Here is a 25424-nt window from a genome sequence, read left to right as displayed (position 1 = left end):
GGCGGCTCAGGCGCGCGCCGCCCACCAGGCGCGCAGACGTTCCTCGGCGACGTCCGGACCGAGCACGCCCTCGTCGAGGCGCAGGTCGAGCAGGAACTTGTAGGCCTCGCCGACCTCGCGACCGGGACGGATGCCGAGCACCTCCTGGATGCGATTGCCGTCGAGTTCCGGACGCATCGCGTCGAGCTGCTCCTGTTCGGCGAGCGCCGCGATGCGCGACTCGATGTCGTCGTACGCCGACGACAGTCTCCCCGCCTTGCGCTTGTTGCGCGTGGTCACATCCGCACGGGTGAGGATGTGCAGGCGTTCGAGCAGGGAACCCGCATCGCGCACGTAACGGCGCACCGCGGCATCCGTCCAGGCGCCCTCGGCGTAGCCGAAGAACCTCAGGTGCAGCTCGATGAGGGTGGCGACGGCATCCGTCGTGGCGGTGTCGAACCGCAGGGCCTGCAGGCGCTTGCGCGCCATGCGGGCGCCGACGATGTCGTGGTGGTGGAACGTGACCGCTCCGCCGTCTTCGAGCTTGCGTGTGCGGGGCTTGCCGATGTCGTGCAGCAGAGCCGCGATGCGCAGCGCCACGTCGGGCTCGGCACCCGGATGCCGGGAGTGCTCGAGCGAGATCGCCTGGCGCAGCACCGTCAGGGAGTGCTCGTAGACGTCCTTGTGGTGGTGGTGCTCATCGACCTCGAGCTTGAGGGCGCTCACCTCGGGCAGGAACTCATCGATCAGTCCGGTCTCGACGAGAGCGCGGATGCCGCGCACCGGGTCGTCGGTCTGCATGAGGCGCACGAGCTCGGACTGGATGCGCTCGGGGCTGACGATCTCGAGCGTCGACCGCAGCCGGGTGATCGCGTCGGCGGTGTCGTCGTCGATGCGGAAGCCGAGCTGCGCGCTGAACCGGGCGGCCCGCAGCATGCGCAGCGGGTCGTCACCGAACGAGACGTCGGGGTCGGTCGGGGTGCGGAGCACTCCCGCGATGAGGTCTTCGACCCCGCCGGTCGGGTCGACGAGCTTCACCGAGGGCACCTGCAGCGCCATCGCGTTGACCGTGAAGTCGCGACGCACCAGGTCGGCGTCGATCGTGTCGCCGAACTCGACGGTGGGCTTGCGCGTCACCCCGTCGTAGCTGTCGGCGCGGTAGGTCGTGATCTCGACCTGCTCCTTCTGCACGCGCGCACCGATCGTGCCGAACGCACGGCCGATGTCCCACTGCGCGGTCGAGATCGGGGTGACGATGCGCAGGATGTCGTCGGGCCGAGCATCGGTCGTGAAGTCGAGGTCGTGGGTCGGACGCCCCAGCAGCGCATCGCGCACGGGACCGCCGACGACGGCCAGGTCGAACCCGGCATCCGCGAACGCCGTGGCGAGGGTGCGCACCACCGGATGCGCGGCGAGCGCGCCGAGACGGTCGAGGCCTTCGGCCATGTTGAGCATGGGTTCCAGCGTAGTCGGGCGGTGTGGTCGTGCCCTCAGAACAGCGGGTTCTCGCCCCGCGCCCGGTCGATCGCCTGCACCCGGCCCTGGATGAGGCGCAGCAGCATCATGCTCAGCACGCCGCCGCCGATCACGGCCACCGCGACGAGGAACCAGATGCCGACCTCGGGGTCGATGAGCTCGAACCCGTAGATGAGCACTGCTCCGAGAAGCAGGACCGGCCCCTCGATCAGCGCGAACGTGACGAAGAGGCGGGTCTGGCGCGAGAGGTAATCCTTCTCGACGGCTCTGACCCGTGCATCGACCGAGGAGTCTCCCGCGTGGCTCATGCATCCACGGTACCGATGCGACGGGATGCGTTCCAGCATTCCGCCGCCGACGTCCCCGCCATAGGATCACCCCATGGCCGACGACAACACCCCTCCCCCGGCATCCGATCCGGCATCCGACCGGAATCCCGACGCCGCCCGCACCCCGTCGCGGCGCGGGTTCCTCAAGATGGGCGGGGCGGCGTTCGCCGGCGCTGTCGTCGGCGGAGCGGCGGGAGCGGCCATCGGCGCATCCGTCGCCGCGCAGAATTCCCGCAACGGCTTCGCGTCCGAACCCGACCCCTTCGCCGCCCTCACCCCGCGCAGCGAGCCCGGGTTCGACCACCTCGTGGTCGTCATGGGCGAGAACCGCTCCTTCGACAACCTGCTCGGCTACCTGTACTCGCCGCAGACGCTGCCGGCCGGCGAGACGTTCGAGGGGCTCGCGTTCGGGAAGCACAGCAACACGGCATCCGATGGCACCGTCGTCGACGCCCACGTGTATACCGGCGACACCGATCGCATCATGAGCCTGCCCGATCCCGACCCGGGCGAGGAGTACCCGCACGTCAACACGCAGATCTTCGGCACGGTCGACCCGAAGGGAAACGCCGATCTGTTCGTCGACGAGATGACCGCCCCGTTCAATGCTCCGACGCACGGCGAGAAGGCCACGATGTCGGGGTTCCTCGAGGACTACATCATCAACTTCCGTCGCCTGCGCAAGGGCACGGAGCCGAAGCCCGAAGAGGCCGCGCACATCATGGGCTCGTTCTCGCCCGAGATGCTCCCGGTGCTCTCGACCCTCGCGAGCGAGTTCGCGGTCTTCGACCACTGGTACGCCGGCGTGCCCTCGCAGACCTTCTGCAACCGCTCCTTCTTCCACGCGTCGACCTCGCACGGCTTCGTCACCAACCAGGCAGGCGGCGGCTACAAGAAGTGGCTGGATGCTCCCGCCGCCCCGACCGTCTTCAACCGGCTCGAAGAGAAGAAGGTGAGCTGGAAGATCTACATCGACAAGCTGCAGCTCGTCTCGTTCACCGGGATGCTGCACGCCGCCGTGCTCGAGAAGTACTGGCGCACCGACCACTTCGGCACGATGGAGGACTTCTACGCCGACACGAAGAACGGCACCCTCCCCGCCTACGCGTTCATCGAGCCGCGCATGGTCTACGACCACAACGACTTCCACCCGCCGTTCGGCTCGCCCCGCGAGAGCACGGTCGACGGAGAGCCGGTCTACGACAGTGCGATCTCCGACGTGCGCGCCGGCGACCGGCTCATCCACGACATCTACGAGGCCGTGCGCACGAGCGCCTCACAGAAGGGGTCGAACGCGGTCAACACCCTGCTGCTCATCACCTTCGATGAGCACGGCGGATGCTACGACCACGTGCCGCCGCCCGCCGCGACCAAGCCGACCGCCGACACCGGTGCCGGCGAGATGGGGTTCACCTTCGACCGCCTCGGATGCCGCGTTCCCGCGATCGCCGTGTCGGCGTACACGAAGCGCGGCACGATCGTGCACGACGAGATGCATCACGGCACCGTCACCGCCACTCTCTCGCGGCTCCACGGATTGAAGCCCCTCAACGATCGCGACGCCTCGGCGAACACGCTGTTCGAGGCCATCAACCTCGATCAGCCGCGGCATCCGTCGGACTGGCCCGTCACGACTCCCGCCTACACGCCGCCGAACCCCGAGGAACTCGAGCCGAAGCCGGGAGACCCCTCCGGCATGAAGCCCCTCACACCGCCCGCGCGGGGACTCCTCGGACTGCTGCTGTCGCGCTACGGAAAGCCCGGCGAGCCCGACCCCGAGACGTTCGCCGACGCCTACCGACTGCTGCACGAGCACTGCGAGGAGCTGTTCGGGCCGCCCGCCTCCTGATCGGATGCCTAGGCTGAGGTCATGATCACCGCCGACCCCACCGCCCTCGCCTCGTTCTGGGAAGGGGTGCGGTCGGAGCATCCGGAGCTTCCCACTGCCGTGCCCCTGGCCTGGGCCTTCGGCGCGACCCCCGCGCACGCGGATGACCTGCTGGCTCTGGTGCTCGACGGCATCAAGACGGGCACCGCCTCATCGGTCTGGGACTACGAAGCAGCAAGCGATCCAATCCCCGTCGAGGGCGAGCTGAGCATCATCCTCGACGGCACCGGAGCACCGCGCGCGGTGATCGAGACGACGAGCATCCGCATCGTCCCCTTCGACGAGGTCGAGGCCGCGCATGCCCACGCAGAGGGTGAGGGCGACCGCACGCTCGAGTACTGGCGCGCCGCGCACGAGCGGTACTGGCGCGCGCACTCCGAGAATCCGCGCGGTTTCGCGCCGGATATGCCGGTCGTGTGCGAGCTGTTCCGGCTGGTGCACCCGGCCGGGCGTCCATAATTCCGGAGAAAACTGCTTCAGCACTCCGAACAAAATCGAATCCGGCCTTGAACGCCCCGATTCTCCGGAGTTGTGAACGCGAAGAACGGATGCCTCACCCCTCGTCGCGACCACGCGCCCGCCGACGCGACACGATGAGCAGCGTCGCGCCGAGCAGCAGCACGACCGCTCCGCCGGCCGCCCACGCGAAGGTCTCGGGGCCGAGGCCCGTACCGGGGAGCGTTCCGGTACCCGCACCACCCGTGCCGGGCGCCGGCGGTACGACGGGCGTCGTCGGCGGGTCAGGATCGGGCGACGGGCTGGGCTCGACCACGACCGCGGCGAGCACGAAGTCCTGGGCGATGACGGTGCCGCCGCCCTGTGGCAGGAAACCGAACGAGCGGCGCGCGAAGTCGACCGCCTGCGTGCCCTCGGGCGGGACGACCGTCAGGACGTAGTCTCCCGGCGCGAGACCGCCGAGGCTGTAGGAGCCGTCTTCCGCCGACACGAGCTGCCGCGTTCCCCCCGGACCCTCGAGCGTGAGGGCGACCCCGGCGACCGGGGCACCCGATGCATCCCGCACGGTTCCCGAGAAGCTCCCCAGCAGCGCGAGCTCGAAGTTCACGTCGGTCAGCGACTCACTGCCGAGCTCGACCGTCGCGCTGGTGGGTCCGAGTGGCGCATAGCCGCTCGGCGGCGCGATCGTGACCGTGTAGTCACCCGGGGGAAGGCGCGGGATCGTGTACTCCCCGAGCGGGCGGGTCACGGTCGTCGCGACGATGTTCCCGTCGGGGTCGGTGACGGTCACCACCGCCCCGCTCACGCCGATACCCGTCGCCGGCGATGTGACGACGCCACTCAGATCGGCGTTCGCGAGCAGCACGAAGTCCTCTTCCGGCGGGATCGTGATCGGATCCTCGCTGTCGTCCGGCACCGTGATCGAACGCGTGTCGTCGGTGGTCGAGAACCCGCCCGGCGGGGTGACGCGCACGAGGTGGTCGCCGACGGGCACGGTGTCGAAGAGGTATCGCCCGTCCGATCCGGTGATGGCGGCGAGCTCGGTGCCGTCGATCGTCACGGTGACCCCGCCGACGCCGTCGCCGTTCTCGTCGACCACTCGCCCGGAGACCGCGACGGGCACGATGTCGCGCACGACGAAGTCGACGCCGACGGCATCCGTCTCACTGAGGTCGACGGGTCGGGTCGAGGGGCCTTCCGCGATCTTTCCCTCGGGTGCGCTCACTCGCACGGTGTACCCGCCGCTGCCTTGGATGCCGGGGAAGGAATAGGTGCCATCGGCGCCGGTCGTCGTCGTCGCGACGACCCGACCATTCGCATCGGTCAGGGTGAGTCCGATGTCTGCCTGGGGCACGTCGGCGTCGTCGACGACGGTTCCGCTGACGTCGCGCGCGAGCGAGGCGAACCACGTCTGGTACACCGGCAGGCCCGAGCGGCGGGTGAAGACGAAGCTCAGGGTCGTGATGGGGGCGGAGGGTTCGAACCAGGCCGCCGCACCCGAGGTGTCGACCGCACCGGCGTTGCCGGTGAGCGTGAGGGTCGTGTCGTCCCAGGTGGGCACATCGGTGGCCGATCCGGTGCAGGACGGCTTGCCGACCACGCCGGGAGCGCAGTAGTTGAAGCCGCCGCGGAACCCGAGCTCGTCGGCGGTGAGCGCCTGTCCGTCGGGACCGGTGGCCTGGATGCGAACGGAGTCGGCGTCGATGTCACCGAGCACGAAGGTCCAGCCTGCGGTGGGTGTCGGGTCGAGGAAGGAGTACGTCGTCGTCGACGATCCGGTGGGGGTGTCGGCCTGCGGGCGCAGGTTCAGATAGGGCTGGTCCCGGCTGGATCCGTACTTCGCGCCGACGGGGGTGCCCTGCGAGAGCCACGTCGATGCGCCCGAGATCACGCCGACCTGGCCGGAGCGCGAGGTGCTGGTCACGACCGCGACCATGGACGGGTCGGGGGTGATCTGCACCGAGGTCGAATACGCACCGCTCGTGCCGGTCAGCGGCTGCCAGGTCGCCCACTGGGTCGTGGTCGCGGCCGACGCGGGGCTCGCGACCACCGCGACGGCAGCCACCAGGGCCAGGACTCCGATGACGATGCTGCTTCGCTTCGCGCGCATGGCGCCAGGCTACATCGGTATACCAGCGAGGCGAAGAAAAACTTCCGCCTGATCGACGGTCAGTTCGCGCGCGAGAACGTCAGGTGCACGACGCCGGACTCGGCCGTCTCCGACGCGACGGAGTATCCGGACTCGAGTCCGCGCAGGTCGTCCCACAAGCGGATGCCGCTGCCGGTGAGGATCGGGGTGATGCCGACGTGCAGCTCGTCGACGAGACCCGCGCGCAGGTATTCGCGCACGGTCGTCGCTCCGCCGCCCACCCGCACGTCTGCACCCTCCGCAGCCTCGACCGCGCGTCGCAACGCCTCTTCGGGCGCCGCGTCGATGAACTCGAACGACGTGCCGTTCGCGAACTCGATGCGCTCGCGCGGGGTGTGCGTGAGCACGAACACCGGCGCGTGGAAGGGCGGCTCGTCGCCCCACCAGCCGCGCCAGTCGGGGTCGTCGGGGTTCGCGTGCAGACCGAACATCCCGGCGCCCATGATCTCGGCGCCGATGTTCTCGAAGTAGCGTGCGGCGTACTTCTCGTCGACCCCGGTCGTGCCCGCACCGCTCGTGTCGTGGAACACCCGCTCACGGAACGTGCGCGTCGCGGCATACGCCGCCGTGAGACGACCCCAGTCCTCGCCGAACGGGTTCTCCGGGGTCTGGTCGGTGGTCGTGGCGAAGCCGTCGAGAGAGATGTTGAGATCGACGCGAACGCGGGTCATGGGTTCTCCGATGTCCGAGGAGCGGATGCCGCGGCATCCGACACGGCGAACCCACTGTCGACCATCCCGCGCGCCGTGTCAACGGCCGGCCGGTCCCGGCGAACGCCCACCCTCGAGACGCCGAACCGGGAACGGATGCCGCACCCGACGCGTCTCAGACGACGGGGTCGCCCTGCACCGGCCCCTCGGTGTTCGGCTTCCAGCCGAGCGCCGGCGCGACGTGCTTCGCGAACGACTCGAGCACGTGCAGGTTGTATGCGGGTCCGAGCTGGTTCGGGATCGTGAGCAGCAGGGTGTCGGCGGCCATGACGGCCGAGTCGTTCTTCAGCTGCTCGATGAGCACGTCGGGTTCGGCGGCGTAGGTCTTTCCGAACGTCGAGCGGTAACCGTCGATGATGCCGATCTGGTCGCCGCTGTCCTCGCTGCGCAGACCGAAGTACGCCCGGTCCATGTCGGTGATCAGCGGGAAGACGCTGCGGCTCACCGAGACGCGCGGCGAACCGGTGTGACCGGCCTCCTTGTAGGCCGCGCGGAACAGGGCGATCTGCTCGCTCTGGAGTTCGTGGAACGGCACGCCCGTGGCTTCAGTGAGCAGCGTCGAGCTCATCATGTTGAGGCCCTTGCGCCCCGTCTCCTCGGCGGTGGCTCGGGATCCCGAGCCCCACCAGATGTGGTCGCGCAGCGTGGGCGACTGCGGCTCGATCTGCAGGTAGCGTCCGGCGCCGACCATCCGCGGGTCGCCGGCGGCGAGGCCCTCGCCGTCGATCGCGCGCAGGAAGAGGTCGAACTTCTCACGAGCCATCACGCCGCCGCGCTCGGGATCCTCCTCATCGTGGAAGCCGAACGTCTCGTAGCCGCGCAGAGCCGTCTCGGGTGACCCACGGCTCACGCCGAGCGCGATGCGTCCGTCGGCGATCAGGTCGAGCGCGGCCGCCTCTTCGGCGAACTGGAACGGGTTCTCGTACCGCATGTCGATCACGCCGGTGCCGACCTCGATGCGCTGAGTGCGCGCGGCCATCGCCGACAGCAGCGGCATGGGCGAGGCGGCCTGGCGGGCCCAGTGGTGCACGCGCACGTAGGCGCCGTTCACCCCGATCTCATCGGCGCCCTCGGCGATCTCGATGGTCTGCTTCAGCATGTCGCCGGCCGTGCGGGTCGCCGAACCCTGGACATCGGCGTAGTGACCGAACGAGAGGAATCCGAAAGCCTTCATGGTGTATTCGAACGCATGGATGCCGCGGGTTATTCCGCCGCGAGGAACCCGTCGATCAGCAGCGCCCGAATCCGCGGCTCCAGCTCGGCCCACAGATCGGCGAGCGGCACGTCGAAGAGGTCGGCGAGGGCCGCGGCGATCTGCCCGACCGTCAGCTCGCCGTCGCAGGCGCCCACGAATGCGGCGAGCGCCGGGTCGACGTTCACGGTGCGCCCGAAGCCGCCGCCCTGACGCAGTTCGATCACGCTGGGGTCGTCGTTGCCGGGCAGCAGGTGCCGGGCCTCGGTGACATCGGATGCCGTGACGAGGGTCGCGGGGATCCCGCTCGCGAGCAGGTCGTGCGCCACGAGTCCGCGGCCCAGCGCCTCGCCCACACCCGACACGGCCTGACCGACGTGCTCGCTGCGTCGGAGCACCGGCGCATCACCGCGACGGATGAGCACGTATCCGAAGCCGATCGCGGTCACCCCGCGTGCGGCGAAGTCGTCGAGCCAGGCGGTGAGCAGCGGCGTGAACTCCGCGTCGCGCGGGGTGGTGCCGCCGTCGCGGATCCACAGCTCGGCGTAGGCGAGGGGCGAGAGCTCCTCGCGCTCGACGACCCAGAGGTCGAGGTCGCCCGGCACCCAGGCGTCCAACCGCGCCAGGCCCTTCACCCCGTCGCGCGACTCCCAGTTGCCGAGCAGCTGGGCGCTTCCGCCCGCGGTGAGGAAGGCGGGTGCGGTGCGCACGAACTGTTCGACGAGCGCGTCTCCGATGAGTCCGCCGTCGCGGTACTCGTACTCGGGCACGCCCTCGGTGCGCGGCGTGATGACGAAGGGCGGGTTCGAGACGATCAGGTCGAAAGCCTCCCCCGCGACGGGCTCGAACATGCTGCCCAGACGGAACTCGATGTTGCCGATCCCGTTCAGGCGCGCGTTGAGTTCGGCGTAGGCCAGGGCCCGAGAGGAGATGTCGGTCGCGACGACCCGTCCGGCACGGCGCGACACGAGCAGTGCCTGGATGCCGCATCCGGTGCCGAGGTCGAGCGCGCGCTCCACCTCGATCGGCACGACGATCTCGGCGAGGGTGCGCGAGGCGCCGCCGACTCCGAGCACGTGGTCTGCGGGCAGCGCGGTGCCGAGCGCGACCTCGTCGAGGTCGCTCGCGATCCACCACTCCCCGACGCCGTCCGCGTCGACGAACGACTGCGGGCGCAGGAGCGCGGTGGGCGTGACGACGGTGTCGGATGCCGTGGCGAGACCCAGAGCCGTCAGCCCGTCGACGCCGAGACGCGGAAGCGCCTCCTCGACGGAGCGTCGCGGCTGCGGCATCCCGAGCACGAAGAAGCGCCCCAGGGTCGCGAGAGTTCCCTCGTCACCCTCGATCGCGCGCAGGATGGGCTCGCGCATGCCGCGGGCCAGGGCGTCGTCGGCCTCTTCGCCCCACAGGCGGCGCAACGGTGCGGAGCGCAGGTCGGCGGCGTCGAGGTCGGCGGCGAGCGAGGCGCATCCGAGCGGGTCGGGAACGGGCATGGCAGAGGCGGACACGGCCGTCACTCTACGCGTCTTCAGGGTTCTCCTCCGCCGCGCCTTCTAGAATCACAAGGTCAGTACTCACGATTCCGCCCTCTTCCCGGGCGTTCGAGGAAGACCTTCATGACCGCGAGCACCCCCGACAGACGCCTCCGTGCGCGTCTTCGGCGACTCACGAGCGCGGCGGCCGCGTTCGCCCTCGCGGCCGGTCTCGGCGCGGTCGCGTCTCCGGCGATGGCGGCCGACGGCGACGACGAGACGACGGATGCCGGCATCGTCGAGCTCTCCGTCGCGATCGGCTCGCACGGCAGGATCACCCCGGGTGCGTCGGCCACGGCATCCCTCTCGCTGCAGAACGACACCGATGCCCGCCTGTCGACCGGCACCGTCACGGTCGAGATCAACCGCACTCCGCTCTCCGACGGCACGGCCGTCTCGACCTGGCTCGACGAGACGTCGGCGCCCGGAGAGTTCGAGACGCTCGGATCGAAGGCGACGGATGCCGTCGACGCGGGCGGCTCCGATCGCGTCTCGGTCGACATCCCGCCGGAGTCCCTCGCCGAGCTCGCTCCCGGTGTCTATCCGATCCGGGCGGGACTGAGCGGAGCGAGCACCGGCACGGTCGGCAGCGATGACTTCGTGTCGCGCAACGTCTCGGCCGACAGCGTGCTCGTCGTGACCGCCGATGCCGTGCAGGTCGGCGTGATCGTGCCCATCACCGCGACTCCTGCCGACGGCGTGCTGCTCACGGCCGACGAGCTCGCCGAGCTCACGGCGGCCGACGGGGCTCTCACGGCTGCTCTCGACGGCGTCTCGGGCACGGCGGCCGTGATCGCCATCGACCCCGCGATCGTCGCGGCGATCCGGGTGCTCGGCACCTCGGCGCCGGCGAACGCGACCGATTGGCTCGAGCGCTTCGACGACCTCCCCAACGAGCGCTTCGCCCTGCAGTTCGGTGACGCCGATGCGACGGTGCAGGCGCAGGCGCAGCTGCCGGAGCTGCTGCAGCCCACGACCCTCGCGCCCTTCGTGAACCCCCTGAGCTTCCCGAGCACCCCGGCGACGGCCACGCCGACCCCCGGCACCTCCACGCCGTCTCCGACGCCCTCCGCGACCGACGCGCCCGTGCTGCCCGACGACGAGACGCTCACGACCATCGACGACGCCATCGAGGGAATCGTCTGGCCGCTGGCGGGCGCCCGCTCCGAAGACATCGCGACGTTCACCTCTTACTTCGGCGGTGAGGTCACGACGATCGTCTCGTCGTCCGCGACGGATGCCGTCGACACGGCCCACGCGACCACCGACGGGCACGACCTGCTCGTCGTCGACGAGGCGATCTCCGCCGCGATCTCCGGTGCCGCGGGCGAATCGGCTTCGGGCGCCCGGCAGCGCTGGCTCGCCGCAGCGAGTGCACAGCTCTACTTCGCCGGGCAGGCGGCGCCGCAGGGCCCGCTCCTGGTCGGCCTCGACCGCGATGAGACCCGAGACGCCGCAGCGCTTCGTGAGGCGATCGCCGCGGTCGACTCCCCCGGCTTCGACCTGTCGTCGGTGCGTTCGGCTCCTGCCGCGGGCGTCGCCCTCACCGGCGCCGTCGACGACCTCCGCGTCAGCGCTCTCCAGAACATGCTGGTCGACGAGGGCACGCTCGCCACGTTCGCCACGATCCTCGACGACCCCCAGGTGCTGCTCGGTCGGGAGCGCATCCGCGTGCTGCGCGAGATCGCGGTCGGCGTGCCCGAGACGAAGTTCAGCACCAACGTCGCCGTGCACCGTGCGGCGACGAACGACACGCTCCACGCCGTCAGCATCCCCCCGTCGAGCACGATCCAGCTGCTCAGCGCCAATGCCGACCTCCCGTTCAGCGTGCGCAACGACCTGCCGTGGCCGGTCAATCTGCGCTTGACGGTCGCGCCCACCGACCCCCGCCTCGAGGTGCAGGGCAGCAACGAGGTCGTCGTGCAGGCGAACTCCAGCGCCCGGGTGAAGGTTCCCGTCTCTGCCCGCGTCGGAAGCGGCGAGCTCGATCTGCGCCTGAACCTCTACAGCCCCACGGGTGCACTGATCGACGGCCCGCAGACGGTGCGCGTCGCGGTGCGCGCCGAGTGGGAGACGATCGGTCTCGTCATCTTCGGCGGTCTCGCCGTGCTGCTGATCGTCGGCGGTGTGATCCGCACGGTGCTCCGTCGACGTCGGGAGTCCGCGGTCGAGGGTGGCGAAGCGGATGCCGCGGCGGATGCTGAGGCCCTCGACGAATCCGGAGAGAAAGAAACCACGTGAGCAGTCTCGGGCGCGCGAGCGCGATCATCGGCGCCGGCACCCTCGTCTCCCGCATCACGGGGCTGCTGCGCAGCATCGTGCTCGTCGGGGTACTCGGATCGGTCGCCTCCGAGGCGGCGGACGCCTTCACCTACGCGAACCAGCTGCCGAACAGCGTCTTCTCCCTGATCTCGGTGGGCATCCTCACCGCGGTGATCGTCCCTCAGATCGTGAAGGCCACCGCGGATGCCGACGGCGGCAACGCCTTCATCTCGAAGCTGTTCACCCTGGGCACCGTCGTGCTCGTGGTCGTGACCGCGATCGCGACCGCGGCCGCGCCCTGGCTCGTGCACCTCGTGGCCGGCAAGGCGAGCGATGATGCGCTGGCGCTGGCCACCGCTCTCGCCTACTGGTGCCTGCCGCAGATCCTGCTCTACGGCCTGTACGCGATGCTGGGCGAGGCGCTCAACGCGCGCAAGATCTTCGGTCCCTTCACGTGGGCCCCCGTCGTCAACAACATCGTCTCGATCGCCGGCTTCCTCGCGCTCGGCGCCCTCTTCGGCCCGGTCTCCACCCGGGCCGCCGACTGGACGCCCGAGATGATCACCGTGCTCGGCGGCACCGCCACGCTCGGCATCGCGCTGCAGGCCCTCGTGCTGCTCGTGTTCTGGCGCCGCACGGGACTCGCCCTCAAGCCCGACTTCCGCTGGCGCGGTGTCGGTCTCGGCAACGTCGGCCGGCTCGCCGGATGGACGTTCCTCATGGCGTTCGCGAGCCTCGCGGCCGGCATGTACCAGGGCTATCTCGTGAGCGAGGTGTCGGGCCTCGGGGCCTCGGCCACCGTGACCGCCAACGCCTGGCTCATCTTCATGCTCCCCTACTCGGTGATCGTGCTCTCGATCGGCACCCCGTACTTCACGCAGATCAGCGCGCACGCGGCGGCCGGACGAGACGACGAGGTGCGCGCGGACATCGCGCAGAGCATCCGCACCCTGCTGTTCTTCATCGTCGCCGCCACCGCCGCCGTCGCCGCGGCCGCGATCCCCGCGTCCCGCGTCTTCACCGACAACGCCGACGACGCCCAGGCGGCCGCCCTCGTGCTGATCGCCTACCTGTTCGGCCTCATCCCGCTCACGATCCTGTTCATCGTGCAGCGCACCTTCTACGCCTACGACGACACGCGCACGCCGTTCTGGTTCACGATCTTCCAGTGCGTGCTCATCGTCGGCACGGCCCTCGGGGCTCTCGGCCTGCGTGAGGCGGGCATCATCCCGCTCACCTCGCTCGCCGCCGCCGTCGCCCTCGGCCAGTCGATCGCCAGCATCGTGCAGACGATCGTCGCCACCTGGCTGCTGCACCGCAAGATCGGCGGCCTGCAGATCCGCTCCTGGATGGCCGCGATCGGCCGCTTCGCCCTCGCCGGCATCCCCGCGGGCTTCGCCGGATGGGGCGCCTTCGTGCTGCTGGGCGGTGTCGACGGCTGGATGATGGCCGACAAGTTCCAGGGCGCCCTCGGTACCGCGATCGTCGGACTCGTCGTCGTGGTCGTCTACTTCGGCATCCTCGCCCTGCTCCGCGCTCCCGAACTGAAGGCCGCCGGAGCCCTCGCCCGGCGCTTCCTGCCCGGTCGCTGAGCGTCTCCCGTCGCGGGAATGCCGCGCGGTTACCATGGGTTGAAGCTGTCGGACATCATTCGATGGCATTGCAGTTCTCACAGGGAGCATTTCATGCGTCAGGTCGTCATCATCGGCTCCGGCCCCGCCGGTTTCACCGCCGCCATCTACGCGGCGCGCGCGAACCTCGAGCCGCTGCTCATCGCGAGCTCGGTCGAGGTCGGCGGTGAGCTGATGAACACCACAGAGGTCGAGAACTACCCCGGCTTCCCCGATGGCATCCAGGGCCCCGAACTCATGGCCAAGTTCCAGGAGCAGGCCGAGAAGTTCGGCACCGAGGTCGTCTACGACGACGTCGCGTCGCTCGAGCTCGACGGACCGGTCAAGAAGGTCACCCTCGGCAGCGGCACGGTGCACGAGACCCAGACCCTCATCTACGCGACGGGCTCGGCGTACCGCAAGCTCGGCATCGAGGGCGAAGAGCGCCTCTCCGGCTACGGCGTCTCGTGGTGCGCCACCTGCGACGGCTTCTTCTTCCGCGAGAAGACGATCGCGGTCGTCGGTGGCGGCGACTCGGCGATGGAAGAGGCCACGTTCCTCACCCGCTTCGCCGACAAGGTCTACGTGATCCACCGCAAGGACACCCTCCGCGCGTCGAAGATCATGCAGGAGCGCGCCTTCGCGAACGAGAAGATCGAGTTCATCTGGAACAGCGAAGTCGCCGAGATCCTCGGTAAGGACTCGGTCGAGGGCGTGCAGCTGCGCTCCACCGAAGACGGCACGCTGCGCGACCTGCCCCTCGACGGTCTCTTCGTCGCGATCGGCAACGACCCGCGCACGCACCTCGTGCACGACAAGCTGAAGCTCACCGCCGAGGGCACGATCTGGGTCGACGGCCGTTCCTCGGTCACCTCGGTTCCCGGCGTCTTCGCCGCCGGCGACGTGATCGACCCCACGTACCGTCAGGCCATCACGGCCGCCGGTTCCGGAACGGTCGCCGCCCTCGACGCCGAGCACTTCCTCGCCGACCTCGAAGACGCCTCCGTCGAGTTCCCGGCCGCCGAAGCGGCCGAGATCATCACCGCCTGACCCGCGGGAACACTTTTCCCCGGTCGGCTGTTGTATCCGACGAACCTCGAACAAGGAGAAACTCTGATGAGTGCACAGGCTACGAGCCAGGCGACCTGGGAGCAGGACGTACTGCAGGCCGAAGGTCCCGTTCTCGTGGACTTCTGGGCCGAATGGTGCGGACCGTGTCGTATGGTCGCCCCGGTCCTGGACCAGATCCAGGCCGACAACCCCGACAAGATCACCATCCTCAAGCTCAACGTCGACGAGAACCCCGAGCTGGCGATGAAGTACCAGATCACGTCGATCCCGGCGATGAAGGTGTTCCAGGGCGGTGAGGTCAAGACGACCATCATCGGCGCGAAGCCGAAGCCGGCCCTCGAGAAGGACCTCGCGGCCTTCATCGGCTGAGTCTGAGAAGTTTCGGGCCGTCACTCTCTTCGGAGGGTGGCGGCCTTTCTCGTTCTTGCCGTTGTTCTACGGATGCTTTCGGTGACGGGCTCCGGGATGTTCCCCTCTCTCGCAGAACGGGCACCCTCCCGCTTCGCGGGCCCCTCCCGACAGAAGCTGGGTCCCTGGGCTTGTGCAAGGCCCCACCCCGCGGCTACTTGTCCGACACCTCGACCCGCGGCAATCCACGGGCTGTGCGCGCGCGATCCACGATCTCCTGGATCACCGGGGTCTTCGCGGCGCTGTAGCTCGAGGTGCCACGGGCAGCGGCGGCCACGGCGTCGCACTTCGCGTGCCGGTAGCGATCGGCATCGGCGGGGTGCTCGAGCAGCCAGTCCCGCAGGATCCTCTGGTTCACGGCATCCCAGTCCGCCGCGGTGAAGAAGTGCGCGATATGCGTACGCACGCCGTCCCTCTCACGGAGCATCACCGGGTGACTGCGCACCGCGCTCCCCCGCCGCCAGCCCGACATCTCGAGCGCACTCCGGTGCTTCTCGAAGTCCGCGGCATCCGCTACCCGCACCGCGAGGTCGATGATGGGCTTCGCGCGCATGCCGGGGATCGCGGTCGAGCCGATGTGCTCGATGACCCAGTCCGGGTCGCCGTGCGAACGCAGCTGAGCGGCGGCAGCTGCGAACTGCTCGGGCCACGAGGGGTCGTAGGCGACGAGCATCCGTGGCATCGTCAGGAGGCGTCCGCGACCGTCGGGTCCCACCGGCGGTAGCGCTGCTTGTCGTCGAGCAGGCCCCACACGGCCGGCGTCAGCTCGGGGTACTCGAGGGCGATCTGCCGCAGCACCCGGTAGTGCCGGGCTTCGTTCGGCCGCACCCCGTCGTTCGCGCTGATGTTGTCGGCGCGCAGCAGGTAGACGACGAGCTCGTCGATGCTGGGGAGCTCCTCCATGAACTCCCACGGGTCCTCCCCGCCCAGCAACCGCTCCTGCACGATCACGGCGAGTTCGTCGGATGCCTCGGCACGCAGTACTTCCAGGCTGGCGCGACGGGGGACGGACTCGCTCATGCCTTCCAGCCTACGCGCGTGTGCGACGCGGTCGGCGCTCGACCTTCACATCCTCGCTCATGTCCTCGAGCTCCTTGCCCTTGGTCTCGGCGACCTTGAAGTACACGAAGAAGAACGACAGCAGTGCGAAGAACGCGTAGAAACCGTAGGCGAACGGCAGGCCGATGTTGGCGAACGCGGGGAACGTCGTCGAGATGAAGAAGTTCGCCGCCCACTGCGCCGCCGCCGCGACCGCGAGGGCGCCCGCGCGGATCGAGTTCGGGAACATCTCGCCCAGCAGCACCCACACGAGCGGACCCCAGGTGGCACCGAAGAACACGACGAACGCGTTGGCGCAGATCAGCGCCACGGTCGACCAGGGCTCGGGCAGCGTGACGGCACCGGCGGAATCGAGGGTTCCGAACGAGAACGCGAGAGCCATGAGGCCGAGCGAGATCGTCATGCCCACCGATCCGACGAGCAGCATGATGCGGCGGCCGACCTTGTCGACGAGCAGGATCGCGACGATCGTCACCACGATGTTCGTGACGGAGGTGATCACTGTGATCAGCAGCGCCTCGGATTCACCGAAGCCGACCGACTGCCACAGCGTCGTCGAGTAGTAGAAGATGACGTTGATGCCGACGAACTGCTGGAAGACCGACAGCAGGATGCCGACCCAGACGATCGGCTTGAGGCCGAAGCGGTTGCCGCGCAGGTCGCGCAGGGATTCCTTCTTCTCCGTGTCGATCGTGCCGGTGATCTCGGAGATCTTGGCCTTCACATCGACCGTGCCCGTGACGGTCGTGAGCACCTCGGATGCCTTCTCGATGTCGCCCTTGCGCACGAGATAGCGCGGGGATTCGGGCAGTTTCAGCGCCATGATGCCGTAGACGATCGCCGGGATCGCCTCCGCGATGAACATCCATCGCCAGGCGTACAGACCCCAGAGCGACTCCGCAGCTCCGCCGGCGACCTCGGCGAGCAGGGCGTCGGACAACAGGGCGACGAAGATACCGCTCACGATCGCGAGCTGCTGCAGCGAGCCGAGTCGACCGCGCATGCTGGCGGGAGAGACCTCGGCGATGTACGCCGGCGCGATGACGGATGCCGCGCCGACACCGAGGCCACCGACGATGCGCCAGATGATCAGGTCGACGACGCTGAAGGCCAGACCGGAACCGATCGACGACACCAGGAAGAGGACCGCGGCCGCGACCATGATGGGGATGCGTCCGTATCGGTTCGCCAGCGGACCGGCGAACCACGCGCCGACCGCACAACCGATGAGGGCCGACGAGACGGCGAAGCCCTTGAGGCCGGCGCCGAGGTCGAAGCCCGACTGGTTGCCGGCGAGAGCATCCACCGCGCCGTTGATGACCGCTGTGTCGAATCCGAAGAGGAATCCGCCGAGGGCCGCGGCGATGCTGATCGCGATCACCTTCCCCTTGATGCCGGATCCGGATGCTGTCGCTGACATGTTGCCCTCCCATGGGTCGTCCTCAGCGAGTCTAGAACTCCGGAGAATCTCGCGGGGGTGCTTGACATCGAGGGCCGTCAACGAGAAAAGCGCCCGACTCCCCGAGATTCAGGGGGTCCGACGCGATTCTCTGCGGTGGCTCCGGCTCAGTTGCCGTAGCTCTCCTCGCCGAGCTCACTGAGGATGCGGTTGAGATCCTGGATCGAAGCGAAATCGATCGTGACCTGGCCTTTGCGCGATCCGAGGGAGATCTTGACCCGCGTATTGAGGCGATCCCCGAGCTTGCCGGCGACCTCGTCGAGGTAGGCGCGGCGCGCTCCCGGCGTCGCCTTCGTCGTCTTGGTGCCACTGCTCCACTGCGTCTTCGCGGCCTCCTCGGTCGCGCGCACCGAGAGGTCTTCGTTCACGACCTTGTCGGCGAGGCGCTGCATCGATTCGGGCGTCTCGAGGCTGAGGATCGCGCGGGCGTGGCCCGCGGTCAGCACGCCGGCCGCGACACGCTGCTGCACGGGCACCGGCAGCTTGAGCAGACGGATCGTGTTGCTGATCTGAGGACGGGAACGACCGATGCGCGTCGCGAGTTCCTCCTGCGTGATGCCGAAGTCCTCGAGCAGCTGCTGGTAGGCGGATGCCTCTTCCAGAGGGTTGAGCTCGGAACGGTGGAGGTTCTCGAGCAGCGCGTCGCGCAGCAGATCCTCATCGGCGGTCTCGCGCACGATCGCGGGGATGGCGGTGAGGCCGGCCTCCCGAGCGGCGCGCGTGCGCCGCTCCCCCATGATCAGCTCGTAGTCGCCCTCGGAGTTGGTGCGCACGACGACGGGCTGCAGCACGCCGAACTCCCGCACGCTGTGCACCAGCTCGGCGAGATCATCGGCGTCGAAGTGGGTGCGCGGCTGGCGCGGGTTGGCGACGATCTTGTTCGGGTCGACCTGCACGAGGTGGATTCCCGGCACGACGGTGAGGTCCGCAGCATCCGCGCCCTCAGCCGGTGCCTCGGTCGTGGTCGTCGACTCCGACGGACGGATGCTCGCGCCGGGGAAGAACACGTCGACCGGACGCTCCGTCTGATCGGCCGTGGGGATGAGTGCGCCGATTCCGCGGCCCAGACCAGTGCGCTTCGCCATCATTTCTCCTTGCTCTGCGCCACACGCGACGCGATTTCGACAGCGGCCTCACGGTACGCGATCGCGCCGGCGGACTGACCGTCGTAGGCGATCACCGTCTGGCCGAAACTCGGGGCTTCCGATACGCGCACCGACCGCGGGATCATCGTCTCGAGCACCTGCTCGGGGAAATGACCGCGCACCTCTTCAGCCACCTGCTGCGCCAGGCGGGTACGCCCGTCGTACATCGTCAACAGGATCGTCGAGAGGTGCAGACCCGGGTTCAGGTGCTTCTGGATCATCTGGATGCTGCCGAGCAGTTGGCTCAGACCCTCCAGCGCGTAGTACTCGCACTGAATGGGAATGAACACCTCGGATGCCGCGGTGAACGCGTTGATCGTGAGGAGACCGAGCGACGGCGGGCAGTCGATGATCACGAAGTCCATCGGCGTGCTCTTGAGGTACTCGTCGAGTGCTGTACGCAGTCGATGCTCGCGCGCCACCTGGGCAACGAGTTCGATCTCGGCGCCGGCGAGGTGAATCGTGCTCGGCGCGCAGAAGAGGTTCTCATCCTCGGGGCTCTGCTGAACGATCTCAGCGAGGGGCGTGCCCTCGATCAGGACGTCGTAGATGCTCGCGGTCTCCGCATTGTGCGGGACTCCGAGCGCCGTCGACGCATTTCCCTGCGGATCGAGGTCGATCACGAGGACCTTCGCGCCCAGCCCGGCGAGGGCCGAAGCCACGTTCACCGCGGTCGTGGTCTTACCGACCCCGCCCTTCTGGTTGGAGACCGTCATCACCCGCGTCTCTCCGGAGAACTCCACCTTCGTGGACTCCAGAGCACGACGTCGAGCTGACAGGTCGGCGAGCTCCCGCGCGAGCGGTGTATCCATCCCGAATGATTCACTCGGGGATGCCTTTTCGGACTGTTTCACGTGAAACATCCACTCCTTTCGGGGCCGCGTTCCACTCTAATCGCTTGGACCGACGTCAGAACGCCGAGGATGGGGTTCCTCGGGCTGTCGAGGGCTGTATCTCGGGTTCCCTGGGTGCTCTTCGGGGTGTGGGGGTGCAGTAGTCCCTGGGGGTCTGGAGGTGAAGCGCTCCCTTCGTTCGCAGAACGGGGACCCTCCCGCTTCGCGGGCCCCTCCCGATGCTCACTCCCGGGAGTACTTCACCTCCAAACGGCTCGTTTGCCTCAACCAAGGGTGGTTGGCGTCCGTATCCTTCTCAGCGTTTCACGTGAAACATGTCGGCTCCAGAGGGGAGCGTCGACAGCCATAGGTCTGGTCTCCGCGTTGCAGCCTGCGCGATGTGCCGGGCCTGCGTCTGTATGAGCACGAGACCTCACAACCGGAGCCGGCTGCGATCGACGTGACTTCTGCTAGGCGCGTGACGGACCTTGGCCGTACGGCTCGACTGCCCTCCTGTGGCCGTAGATGGATACTCACTGGAGGACGACCCCGCTGGTTCCTGACTGATCGGAGTCGCACAGGCCCAGTGTTCGCCGCCGCGGCTGCATACACGTTTCACGTGAAACACAGGGGGATGAGTGTCTAGCGGGCCCGGGGTGGGCGAAGCCCACGGTCCCTGAGCGAGCGAAGCGAGACGAAGGGCCGCCAGCGAGGAACAGTCAGCTACGCGCCCCCGCGCAGTACCTCCCTCGTCACGCTCCATCCCCCGTTCCCCTCTCCCCTCTCCCACTCCCCTCTCCCCTCTCCCCTCTCCCCTCCCCTCGCCACGCTCCCCGCTTCTCTCGCCACGTGCTCCGCAATCCTCGCCACGTTCCCCGCGCTCCTCCCCAGTCCCCGGCCGCCGGCTCGGCGATGAGGAATCGTATGTTTCACGTGAAACAAGTTCAGATGGGCCCAGGCTGCCGCGCTTCGAGCTTTTGATCATCACCCGTCGAATGGAACTGGGGTACTTCCCCAGCCGCCAGCGGTCGCCCGCAACGCGGCACTCCCCTCGTAGGAGAAACTCGGGGAACAGGAACGAAACGCGGCAAACCGGCACGAAACGAGGCATGGGGATGCGAAGCGAAGCAAAGCGGGATGATGCGAAGCGAAGCAAAGCGGGATGATGCGAAGCGGGACTGATCAAAGCAAGACGAAGCGAGGCCAAGCGAGGCGAAGTGAGGCGAAGTGAGGCGAAGCCGGACGAGGGGGACGCCGGGGGGACGCGGGGAACGCGGGGAAGGGCACGTCGGGAAGCGTTTTGTCGGCGGTACGGGGCGGGCGGATGGGGACGGGGCGGGGCGGAAGGCGCGAAGTGGCGCGGCGCAATGCGAGGGGAAGTAAGACGAAGGGCCGAAACGAGCGCCACCGGTCCCCGCACCTCCCCCCGTCCTGTGTTCGTCGCTATCCCGTCCGCAGCACCGCATGTTTCACGTGGAACATCGCCCCAGCTCCCCGAGAACGGCGCAACGCGCAACGACAGGTGATGTGGACTGCAGAGGTAACTGGGTGCTCCGGGACCTAACGTCGCGCGACCCGCGGGCCGGCGAACCCCCGCCATTACTGCGCGAGCGGACCACCTGAAACAAGAAGAAGCGAACGAAGTCACAAACGAAGGGAACACCACCGCTGCGCACCAGCTAGCTCGAACCCTCTGATCGGGCTCTCTGACCCAGATGTTTCACGTGAAACAAAGCCACCCGACACCATCAGCCCCTAGACGCACTCGCCCTCCGCGCGCTGCTGCACCAGATTGCGTGAGGTTGGTGCCGCTCCCTCACCTGAGCATCGGCACGAGCTCTCGAAGCAGCAACGCCTCAAGCTCTCCTCAACGAGCGGGAAGTACTCAAGAGCCGCAACCCAACCGACCAACCCTGCCACTCCCAACGTCTTCGCAGTGGAGACGACGATCTTCATCGAGAACGATGTTTCACGTGAAACACAAATGTCCAGAGGCCGTCAGCGCCCGGTTCCTACCGCTCGCACAGGCCTACAAGCCACTGTGTGGAGGTGGCGTGCTCCCGGGAGTGAGCATCGGGAGGGGCCCGCGAAGCGGGAGGGTCCCCGCTCTGCGAACGAAGGGAGTACGCCGCCTCCACACCTACAAGAAACGCACGAAAGCAGTCACCGACGTTTCACGTGAAACAGCAGAACTACGAAGACCCCACTCCCCCACGAACCATGAAGACGTCCACGGCATCCTCATTCTCGAGCCTGAATCCATGACGCTCGTAGAGGCGCCGAGCGGCACTCCCCTGCAGCACATTCAGGCGCAAAGGGAGCCCGGTGTCATGCTTCTCGAGAAGGTGAGTGAGCACCGCAGTCCCCACACCCTTGCCCTGCACGTTCGGGTCCAGATAGAAGTGCTCGATCCATACGGCATCCGGCTCGTCGCGAACGGCAACGGATCCCACGTCGCGCCCATCGAGGACGATGACCCAGGTGCTCTCCGGCACGAAAGCCCTCAGGAAGCGTTCACGCACCCAGGTCGGGTCGTACCTGTCGAGTCGCTCGAGATCTGGACGCATCACCACGGCGCGCAGCTCGGCCATCCACGCCGCATCGGTCGATGTGCTCGTACGCAACGCCCAGCCCATGTCGATACCCTCCCGACCGCGAACACTCTGATCTAAACCGAATCCGCGCGACGTTTCACGTGAAACATCGTCGACCTTGGGCCAGAGCCTCCCTCAGCGATGCTGATGTTTCACGTGAAACATCGCCGCTCAGGCGCGTACGAAGGCCCGGATCACGCGGGTGATCTCCGGGAGAACGCCCTCACCGAGCACCTCCACTCGCACGTCGCTGAGCTTGTACTTCTTGATCTGCTTCTGCGCGGCGTCGATCTCGTTCGCCGCGTTCATCCCCTTGAGGAGAGTCACCTCTCCCCCATCGCGCACGAGCGGGGCAGTGAGAGGGAGCAGTGTGCGCAGAGCGCTGACGGCACGCGCGGTGACCACGTCGAAGGCGCCGGGTCGGCCCACATCCTCGGCGCGAGCGCGTAGGATCTCCACGTTCTCGAGGCCGAGCTCATCGACCTGCTCGGTCAACCACGTCACGCGTCGTTCCATGGGCTCGATGAGGGTCCAGTGCACATCCGGTCGGGCGATCGCCAGCACCAGACCCGGAAGTCCCGCTCCAGAGCCGATGTCGGCGACACGGCCGTGGAAGAGAGGTGCGGCGATCGCGCTGTTCAGAATGTGACGCGTCCACAGTCGCGGCAGTTCCAACGGGCCGATCAGACCACGCTGTTCTCCCTCTCGGGCGAGGGCGTCGGTGAAGGCACGTGCGGCGTCAATCCGATCACCGAAGAGCGTGGCCGCAACGGCCGGTTCCGCCTCGAGCCCACTCATGCCGAGTACATCCGACATCGATCGTTCGATGTCAGCGACGGCGCAGAACCGTGTGACGGTCCGCGCCCTCGCCGTACGACTCGGAAACGAGTCCACGTTCCGCCGCGATGTCGTGCACGAGCTTCCGCTCGTAGCTCGACATCGAGGGCAGCGACGCCTGAGACGCACCCTCGTCGAGCTTCGCTGCAGCGGCATCCACCAGCGTCTCGAGCTGACGACGACGCGTGTCGCGCGAACCGCCGATGTCGAGGATCAGGCGGGAGAACGATCCGGTCTTGCTCTGCACGGCGAGGCGCGTGAGCTCCTGCAGCGCCTGAACCGTATCGGGAGCCGACAGGAGGGTGAGGCCGTCGCCCTCCGCCTCGACCGAGACGTACGCACGTCCCTGACGAACATCGAGATTCAGGTCGCCGTCGATGTCGGCGATGTCGAGCAGCTCTTCGAGGTAGTCCGCGGCGATGTCGCCCTCGTTCTCGAGCTCGGCCACCGTGGGCTCGACGTTCTCGGTCACGCTCTCGCTCATCAGGAGCCCTTCTTCTTCGCGCGCTTCTTGCCCACCGGCTGCTGACGCTTCGGGGCTTCGGCCTTGGCCTTCTCCGCCTCGTCGAACAGACGCTTCTGCTCGGCCTCGTAAGCGGCCATCGGAACGACCTTGCCCGAGGAGTCGATCGCCTTGCCCTTGCGAGCGAGGCGCTCCTCGCGGGCCTTGGCTGCTTCGGATCCGGGGGTCGGCATCTCGCGGATGACGAGGAACTGCTGCCCCATCGTCCACAGGTTCGAGATGAACCAGTACACGACGACGCCGAGCGGGAAGAAGATACCCGAGAAGATGAAGCCCAGCGGCAGAACGTAGAGCATGATCTTCTGCATCTGGTACGCCTGGCCGGTCTTGGCCTCGGGCGACAGGTTCTTCGAGATGATCTGCAGCTGGGTGAAGAACTGCGAACCGATCATGAGCACGACGAGCGTGACCAGGATGATGATCGCCGTGGTGTTACCGGCGTCGACCGCGTTGCCCAGCGTCTCGTGCAGCGAGGCGACACCGAAGAGCTTCGCGTCGTAGAACTGCTCGGTGAGCTCGGCGTTGAGCAGGCCCACACCGCCGATGCCGGCCGCGTGGTGCTTGGTGACATCGCTGAGCACGCTGAAGAGCGAGAAGAAGACCGGCATCTGCACGAGGAGCGGGAGACAGCTCGACATCGGCGTCGTGCCGTGCTTCTTGTACAGGGCCATCGTCTCGCGACTCATGGCCTCACGGCTGAGCTGGTCGCGCTTGCCCTTGTACTTCTCCTGGACTTTCCGCAGTTCAGGAGCGATTTCCATCATCTTTCGCTGGCTCTTGATCTGCTTCACGAAGAGCGGGATCAGAGCAGCACGCACCACGATGACGAGACCGACGATCGACAGGACCCAGGTGATGCCCGACGCTGCTGGCAGGCCGACGGCGGTCAACAGCCAGTGCCAGGCGACGAGCACCAGCTCGACCAGCCACTTGAGCGGCCAGAGGATGGTTCCGATCAGATCGAAACCTCCGGAGGAGGGGGCCGGCGACGGTGAGACGCTGGCGAACAGAAGGTCGAGACCCACCGGTCAGTCCTTTCGAGCGGGAACGACGAAACCATGGGCGGTCAGGTCGTGGCGGAAGTGTTCGTGCGGTTTCACGTCGTCGACGCCCCCGCGGGTCCAGGGATTGCAACGGAGGATGCGCCATGCCGAGAGCAGTGTTCCCCGCACGGCACCGTGCTGTTGCACCGCACCTACAGCGTAAGCCGAACAGGACGGGTAGTACGCACAGACATCTCCGTACATCGGGGAGATCACCTTGCGGTACCCGGTGAGGAACCCGAGCACGAGATTGCGCGGGATCAACGGGATGCTGCGCATCAGGTCACCCGTGTGCAGGTGTCCCGTCCCGATGGAGGATGCCGGCAGCGCGGTCATCGCGCGTCCGTCGGTGCGAGTCGGGAGAAGCAGCGCTCGACATCGGCCTGGAGCTCGGCGTAGGTCGCGGTCGCGGACGACGGAAGGGCACGGATGACGACATCCGTGCCCTGGGGTACGCGCGACAGCGCTTCGGCGCACACAGCTTTCAGTCGACGCCGGACGGTGTTTCGAACCACCGCCCCGCCGACCTGCTTGCTGATGATGAAGCCGAAACGCGCGGCCCTGCTCTCATCCGTCGTCATCATCGAGGTGATGACGCGCGCCCCGCCACAGCGTGAACCGCGACGAACGACCAACCGGTAGTCGCTCCCGCGGGTCAGCCGATAGGCGCGGGCGAGCACAGCGGATTACGCGGAGAGCTCGGTGCGGCCCTTCGCACGACGCGCGGCGAGGATGCCACGACCCGCACGGGTACGCATACGGGCGCGGAAGCCGTGCTTCTTGGCGCGACGACGGTTGTTGGGCTGGAAGGTGCGCTTGCTCATAAGATCACTCCGGGAATGCTGCCACCGGATTCACTGCGACCGGAG

General features: G+C 67.9%; 24 protein-coding genes. 6 read left to right on the top strand and 18 right to left on the bottom strand.

Annotated features, from left to right (window positions below; all coding sequences use genetic code 11):
* Window positions 1-6 precede the first annotated feature (6 nt).
* Together WFJ97_RS10355 and WFJ97_RS10350 are read right to left on the bottom strand one after the other, a co-directional pair.
* A complete protein-coding gene (locus WFJ97_RS10355) occupies window positions 7-1434 on the bottom strand; it encodes a CCA tRNA nucleotidyltransferase (protein WP_336641422.1) in 1428 nt (475 codons plus the stop codon).
* Window positions 1435-1469: 35 nt separating this feature from the next.
* A complete protein-coding gene (locus WFJ97_RS10350) occupies window positions 1470-1763 on the bottom strand; it encodes a hypothetical protein (RefSeq protein ID WP_336641421.1) in 294 nt (97 codons plus the stop codon).
* Between the two features lie 73 nt (window positions 1764-1836).
* On the opposite strand from WFJ97_RS10350, the gene WFJ97_RS10345 reads away from it, so the two are divergent.
* Window positions 1837-3633, top strand: coding sequence for an alkaline phosphatase family protein (locus WFJ97_RS10345; RefSeq protein ID WP_336641420.1), 1797 nt, complete (start codon window positions 1837-1839; stop codon window positions 3631-3633).
* A gap of 21 nt (window positions 3634-3654) precedes the next feature.
* The gene (locus tag WFJ97_RS10340; protein ID WP_336641419.1) at window positions 3655-4131 is read left to right on the top strand and encodes an ASCH domain-containing protein; all 477 of its coding nucleotides are present in this window, start codon (window positions 3655-3657) and stop codon (window positions 4129-4131) included.
* Window positions 4132-4225: 94 nt separating this feature from the next.
* Here WFJ97_RS10340 and WFJ97_RS10335 read toward each other — a convergent pair whose 3' ends face one another.
* From WFJ97_RS10335 to WFJ97_RS10320, 4 genes are all read right to left on the bottom strand, one after another.
* Entirely contained in the window at window positions 4226-6238 is a 2013-nt protein-coding gene (locus WFJ97_RS10335) for an MSCRAMM family protein (RefSeq protein WP_336641418.1), read from the bottom strand.
* Window positions 6239-6297: 59 nt separating this feature from the next.
* On the bottom strand, window positions 6298-6948 hold the full coding sequence (locus WFJ97_RS10330) for a dihydrofolate reductase family protein (RefSeq protein WP_336641417.1): 651 nt from the start codon (window positions 6946-6948) through the stop codon (window positions 6298-6300).
* Between the two features lie 154 nt (window positions 6949-7102).
* The gene (locus tag WFJ97_RS10325) at window positions 7103-8161 is read right to left on the bottom strand and encodes an LLM class flavin-dependent oxidoreductase (protein ID WP_336641416.1); all 1059 of its coding nucleotides are present in this window, start codon (window positions 8159-8161) and stop codon (window positions 7103-7105) included.
* A 29-nt stretch (window positions 8162-8190) separates the two neighbouring features.
* Window positions 8191-9672, bottom strand: coding sequence for a DUF7059 domain-containing protein (locus tag WFJ97_RS10320; protein ID WP_247957565.1), 1482 nt, complete (start codon window positions 9670-9672; stop codon window positions 8191-8193).
* A gap of 123 nt (window positions 9673-9795) precedes the next feature.
* On the opposite strand from WFJ97_RS10320, the gene WFJ97_RS10315 reads away from it, so the two are divergent.
* The 4 genes from WFJ97_RS10315 to trxA all read left to right on the top strand — a co-directional run bounded on the left by WFJ97_RS10315 (window position 9796) and on the right by trxA (window position 15023).
* Window positions 9796-11952: a DUF6049 family protein gene (locus WFJ97_RS10315; protein ID WP_336641415.1), complete on the top strand. Its 2157-nt coding sequence runs from the start codon at window positions 9796-9798 to the stop codon at window positions 11950-11952.
* Window positions 11949-13565: a murein biosynthesis integral membrane protein MurJ gene (gene murJ, locus WFJ97_RS10310; protein ID WP_336641414.1), complete on the top strand. Its 1617-nt coding sequence runs from the start codon at window positions 11949-11951 to the stop codon at window positions 13563-13565. Before WFJ97_RS10315 ends, murJ begins: the two co-directional genes overlap by 4 nt.
* Window positions 13566-13658: 93 nt before the next feature.
* Complete coding sequence (gene trxB, locus WFJ97_RS10305) at window positions 13659-14633, top strand: thioredoxin-disulfide reductase (RefSeq protein WP_247633425.1); 975 nt, start codon at window positions 13659-13661, stop codon at window positions 14631-14633.
* 66 nt (window positions 14634-14699) lie between these two features.
* Window positions 14700-15023, top strand: a complete 324-nt coding sequence (trxA, locus tag WFJ97_RS10300; protein ID WP_247957253.1) for a thioredoxin — start codon at window positions 14700-14702, stop codon at window positions 15021-15023.
* A 193-nt stretch (window positions 15024-15216) separates the two neighbouring features.
* Here the strand turns inward: trxA and WFJ97_RS10295 are convergent, their stop codons facing one another.
* The 12 genes from WFJ97_RS10295 to rpmH all read right to left on the bottom strand — a co-directional run bounded on the left by WFJ97_RS10295 (window position 15217) and on the right by rpmH (window position 25379).
* On the bottom strand, window positions 15217-15735 hold the full coding sequence (locus WFJ97_RS10295; RefSeq protein ID WP_336641413.1) for a GrpB family protein: 519 nt from the start codon (window positions 15733-15735) through the stop codon (window positions 15217-15219).
* Window positions 15736-15746: 11 nt separating this feature from the next.
* The gene (locus WFJ97_RS10290; protein WP_247633423.1) at window positions 15747-16082 is read right to left on the bottom strand and encodes a tryptophan synthase subunit alpha; all 336 of its coding nucleotides are present in this window, start codon (window positions 16080-16082) and stop codon (window positions 15747-15749) included.
* A 10-nt stretch (window positions 16083-16092) separates the two neighbouring features.
* Window positions 16093-17541: a sugar porter family MFS transporter gene (locus WFJ97_RS10285; RefSeq protein WP_336641412.1), complete on the bottom strand. Its 1449-nt coding sequence runs from the start codon at window positions 17539-17541 to the stop codon at window positions 16093-16095.
* 146 nt (window positions 17542-17687) lie between these two features.
* The gene (locus tag WFJ97_RS10280) at window positions 17688-18665 is read right to left on the bottom strand and encodes a ParB/RepB/Spo0J family partition protein (protein ID WP_336641411.1); all 978 of its coding nucleotides are present in this window, start codon (window positions 18663-18665) and stop codon (window positions 17688-17690) included.
* On the bottom strand, window positions 18665-19588 hold the full coding sequence (locus WFJ97_RS10275) for a ParA family protein (protein ID WP_442928408.1): 924 nt from the start codon (window positions 19586-19588) through the stop codon (window positions 18665-18667). The genes WFJ97_RS10280 and WFJ97_RS10275 overlap by 1 nt, the downstream gene beginning before the upstream one ends.
* Before the next feature lie 2162 nt (window positions 19589-21750).
* The gene (locus WFJ97_RS10270; RefSeq protein ID WP_336641409.1) at window positions 21751-22149 is read right to left on the bottom strand and encodes a GNAT family N-acetyltransferase; all 399 of its coding nucleotides are present in this window, start codon (window positions 22147-22149) and stop codon (window positions 21751-21753) included.
* Between the two features lie 174 nt (window positions 22150-22323).
* Window positions 22324-22950, bottom strand: coding sequence for a 16S rRNA (guanine(527)-N(7))-methyltransferase RsmG (gene rsmG, locus WFJ97_RS10265; protein ID WP_336641872.1), 627 nt, complete (start codon window positions 22948-22950; stop codon window positions 22324-22326).
* Window positions 22951-22981: 31 nt separating this feature from the next.
* Window positions 22982-23473, bottom strand: coding sequence for a Jag family protein (locus WFJ97_RS10260; RefSeq protein ID WP_247624057.1), 492 nt, complete (start codon window positions 23471-23473; stop codon window positions 22982-22984).
* Window positions 23473-24537, bottom strand: a complete 1065-nt coding sequence (yidC, locus tag WFJ97_RS10255) for a membrane protein insertase YidC (protein ID WP_336641408.1) — start codon at window positions 24535-24537, stop codon at window positions 23473-23475. Before yidC ends, WFJ97_RS10260 begins: the two co-directional genes overlap by 1 nt.
* A 3-nt stretch (window positions 24538-24540) precedes the next feature.
* The gene (gene yidD / locus WFJ97_RS10250; protein WP_247624055.1) at window positions 24541-24891 is read right to left on the bottom strand and encodes a membrane protein insertion efficiency factor YidD; all 351 of its coding nucleotides are present in this window, start codon (window positions 24889-24891) and stop codon (window positions 24541-24543) included.
* Window positions 24888-25235, bottom strand: coding sequence for a ribonuclease P protein component (gene rnpA / locus WFJ97_RS10245; RefSeq protein WP_247624054.1), 348 nt, complete (start codon window positions 25233-25235; stop codon window positions 24888-24890). Before rnpA ends, yidD begins: the two co-directional genes overlap by 4 nt.
* A 6-nt stretch (window positions 25236-25241) precedes the next feature.
* Window positions 25242-25379, bottom strand: coding sequence for a 50S ribosomal protein L34 (gene rpmH / locus WFJ97_RS10240; protein ID WP_013584598.1), 138 nt, complete (start codon window positions 25377-25379; stop codon window positions 25242-25244).
* Window positions 25380-25424 lie beyond the last annotated feature (45 nt).

Source organism: Microbacterium sp. USHLN272, assembly GCF_037149655.1.
Classification (GTDB): domain Bacteria; phylum Actinomycetota; class Actinomycetes; order Actinomycetales; family Microbacteriaceae; genus Microbacterium; species Microbacterium galbinum.
This window is presented reverse-complemented; position numbering and strand designations above follow the sequence as displayed.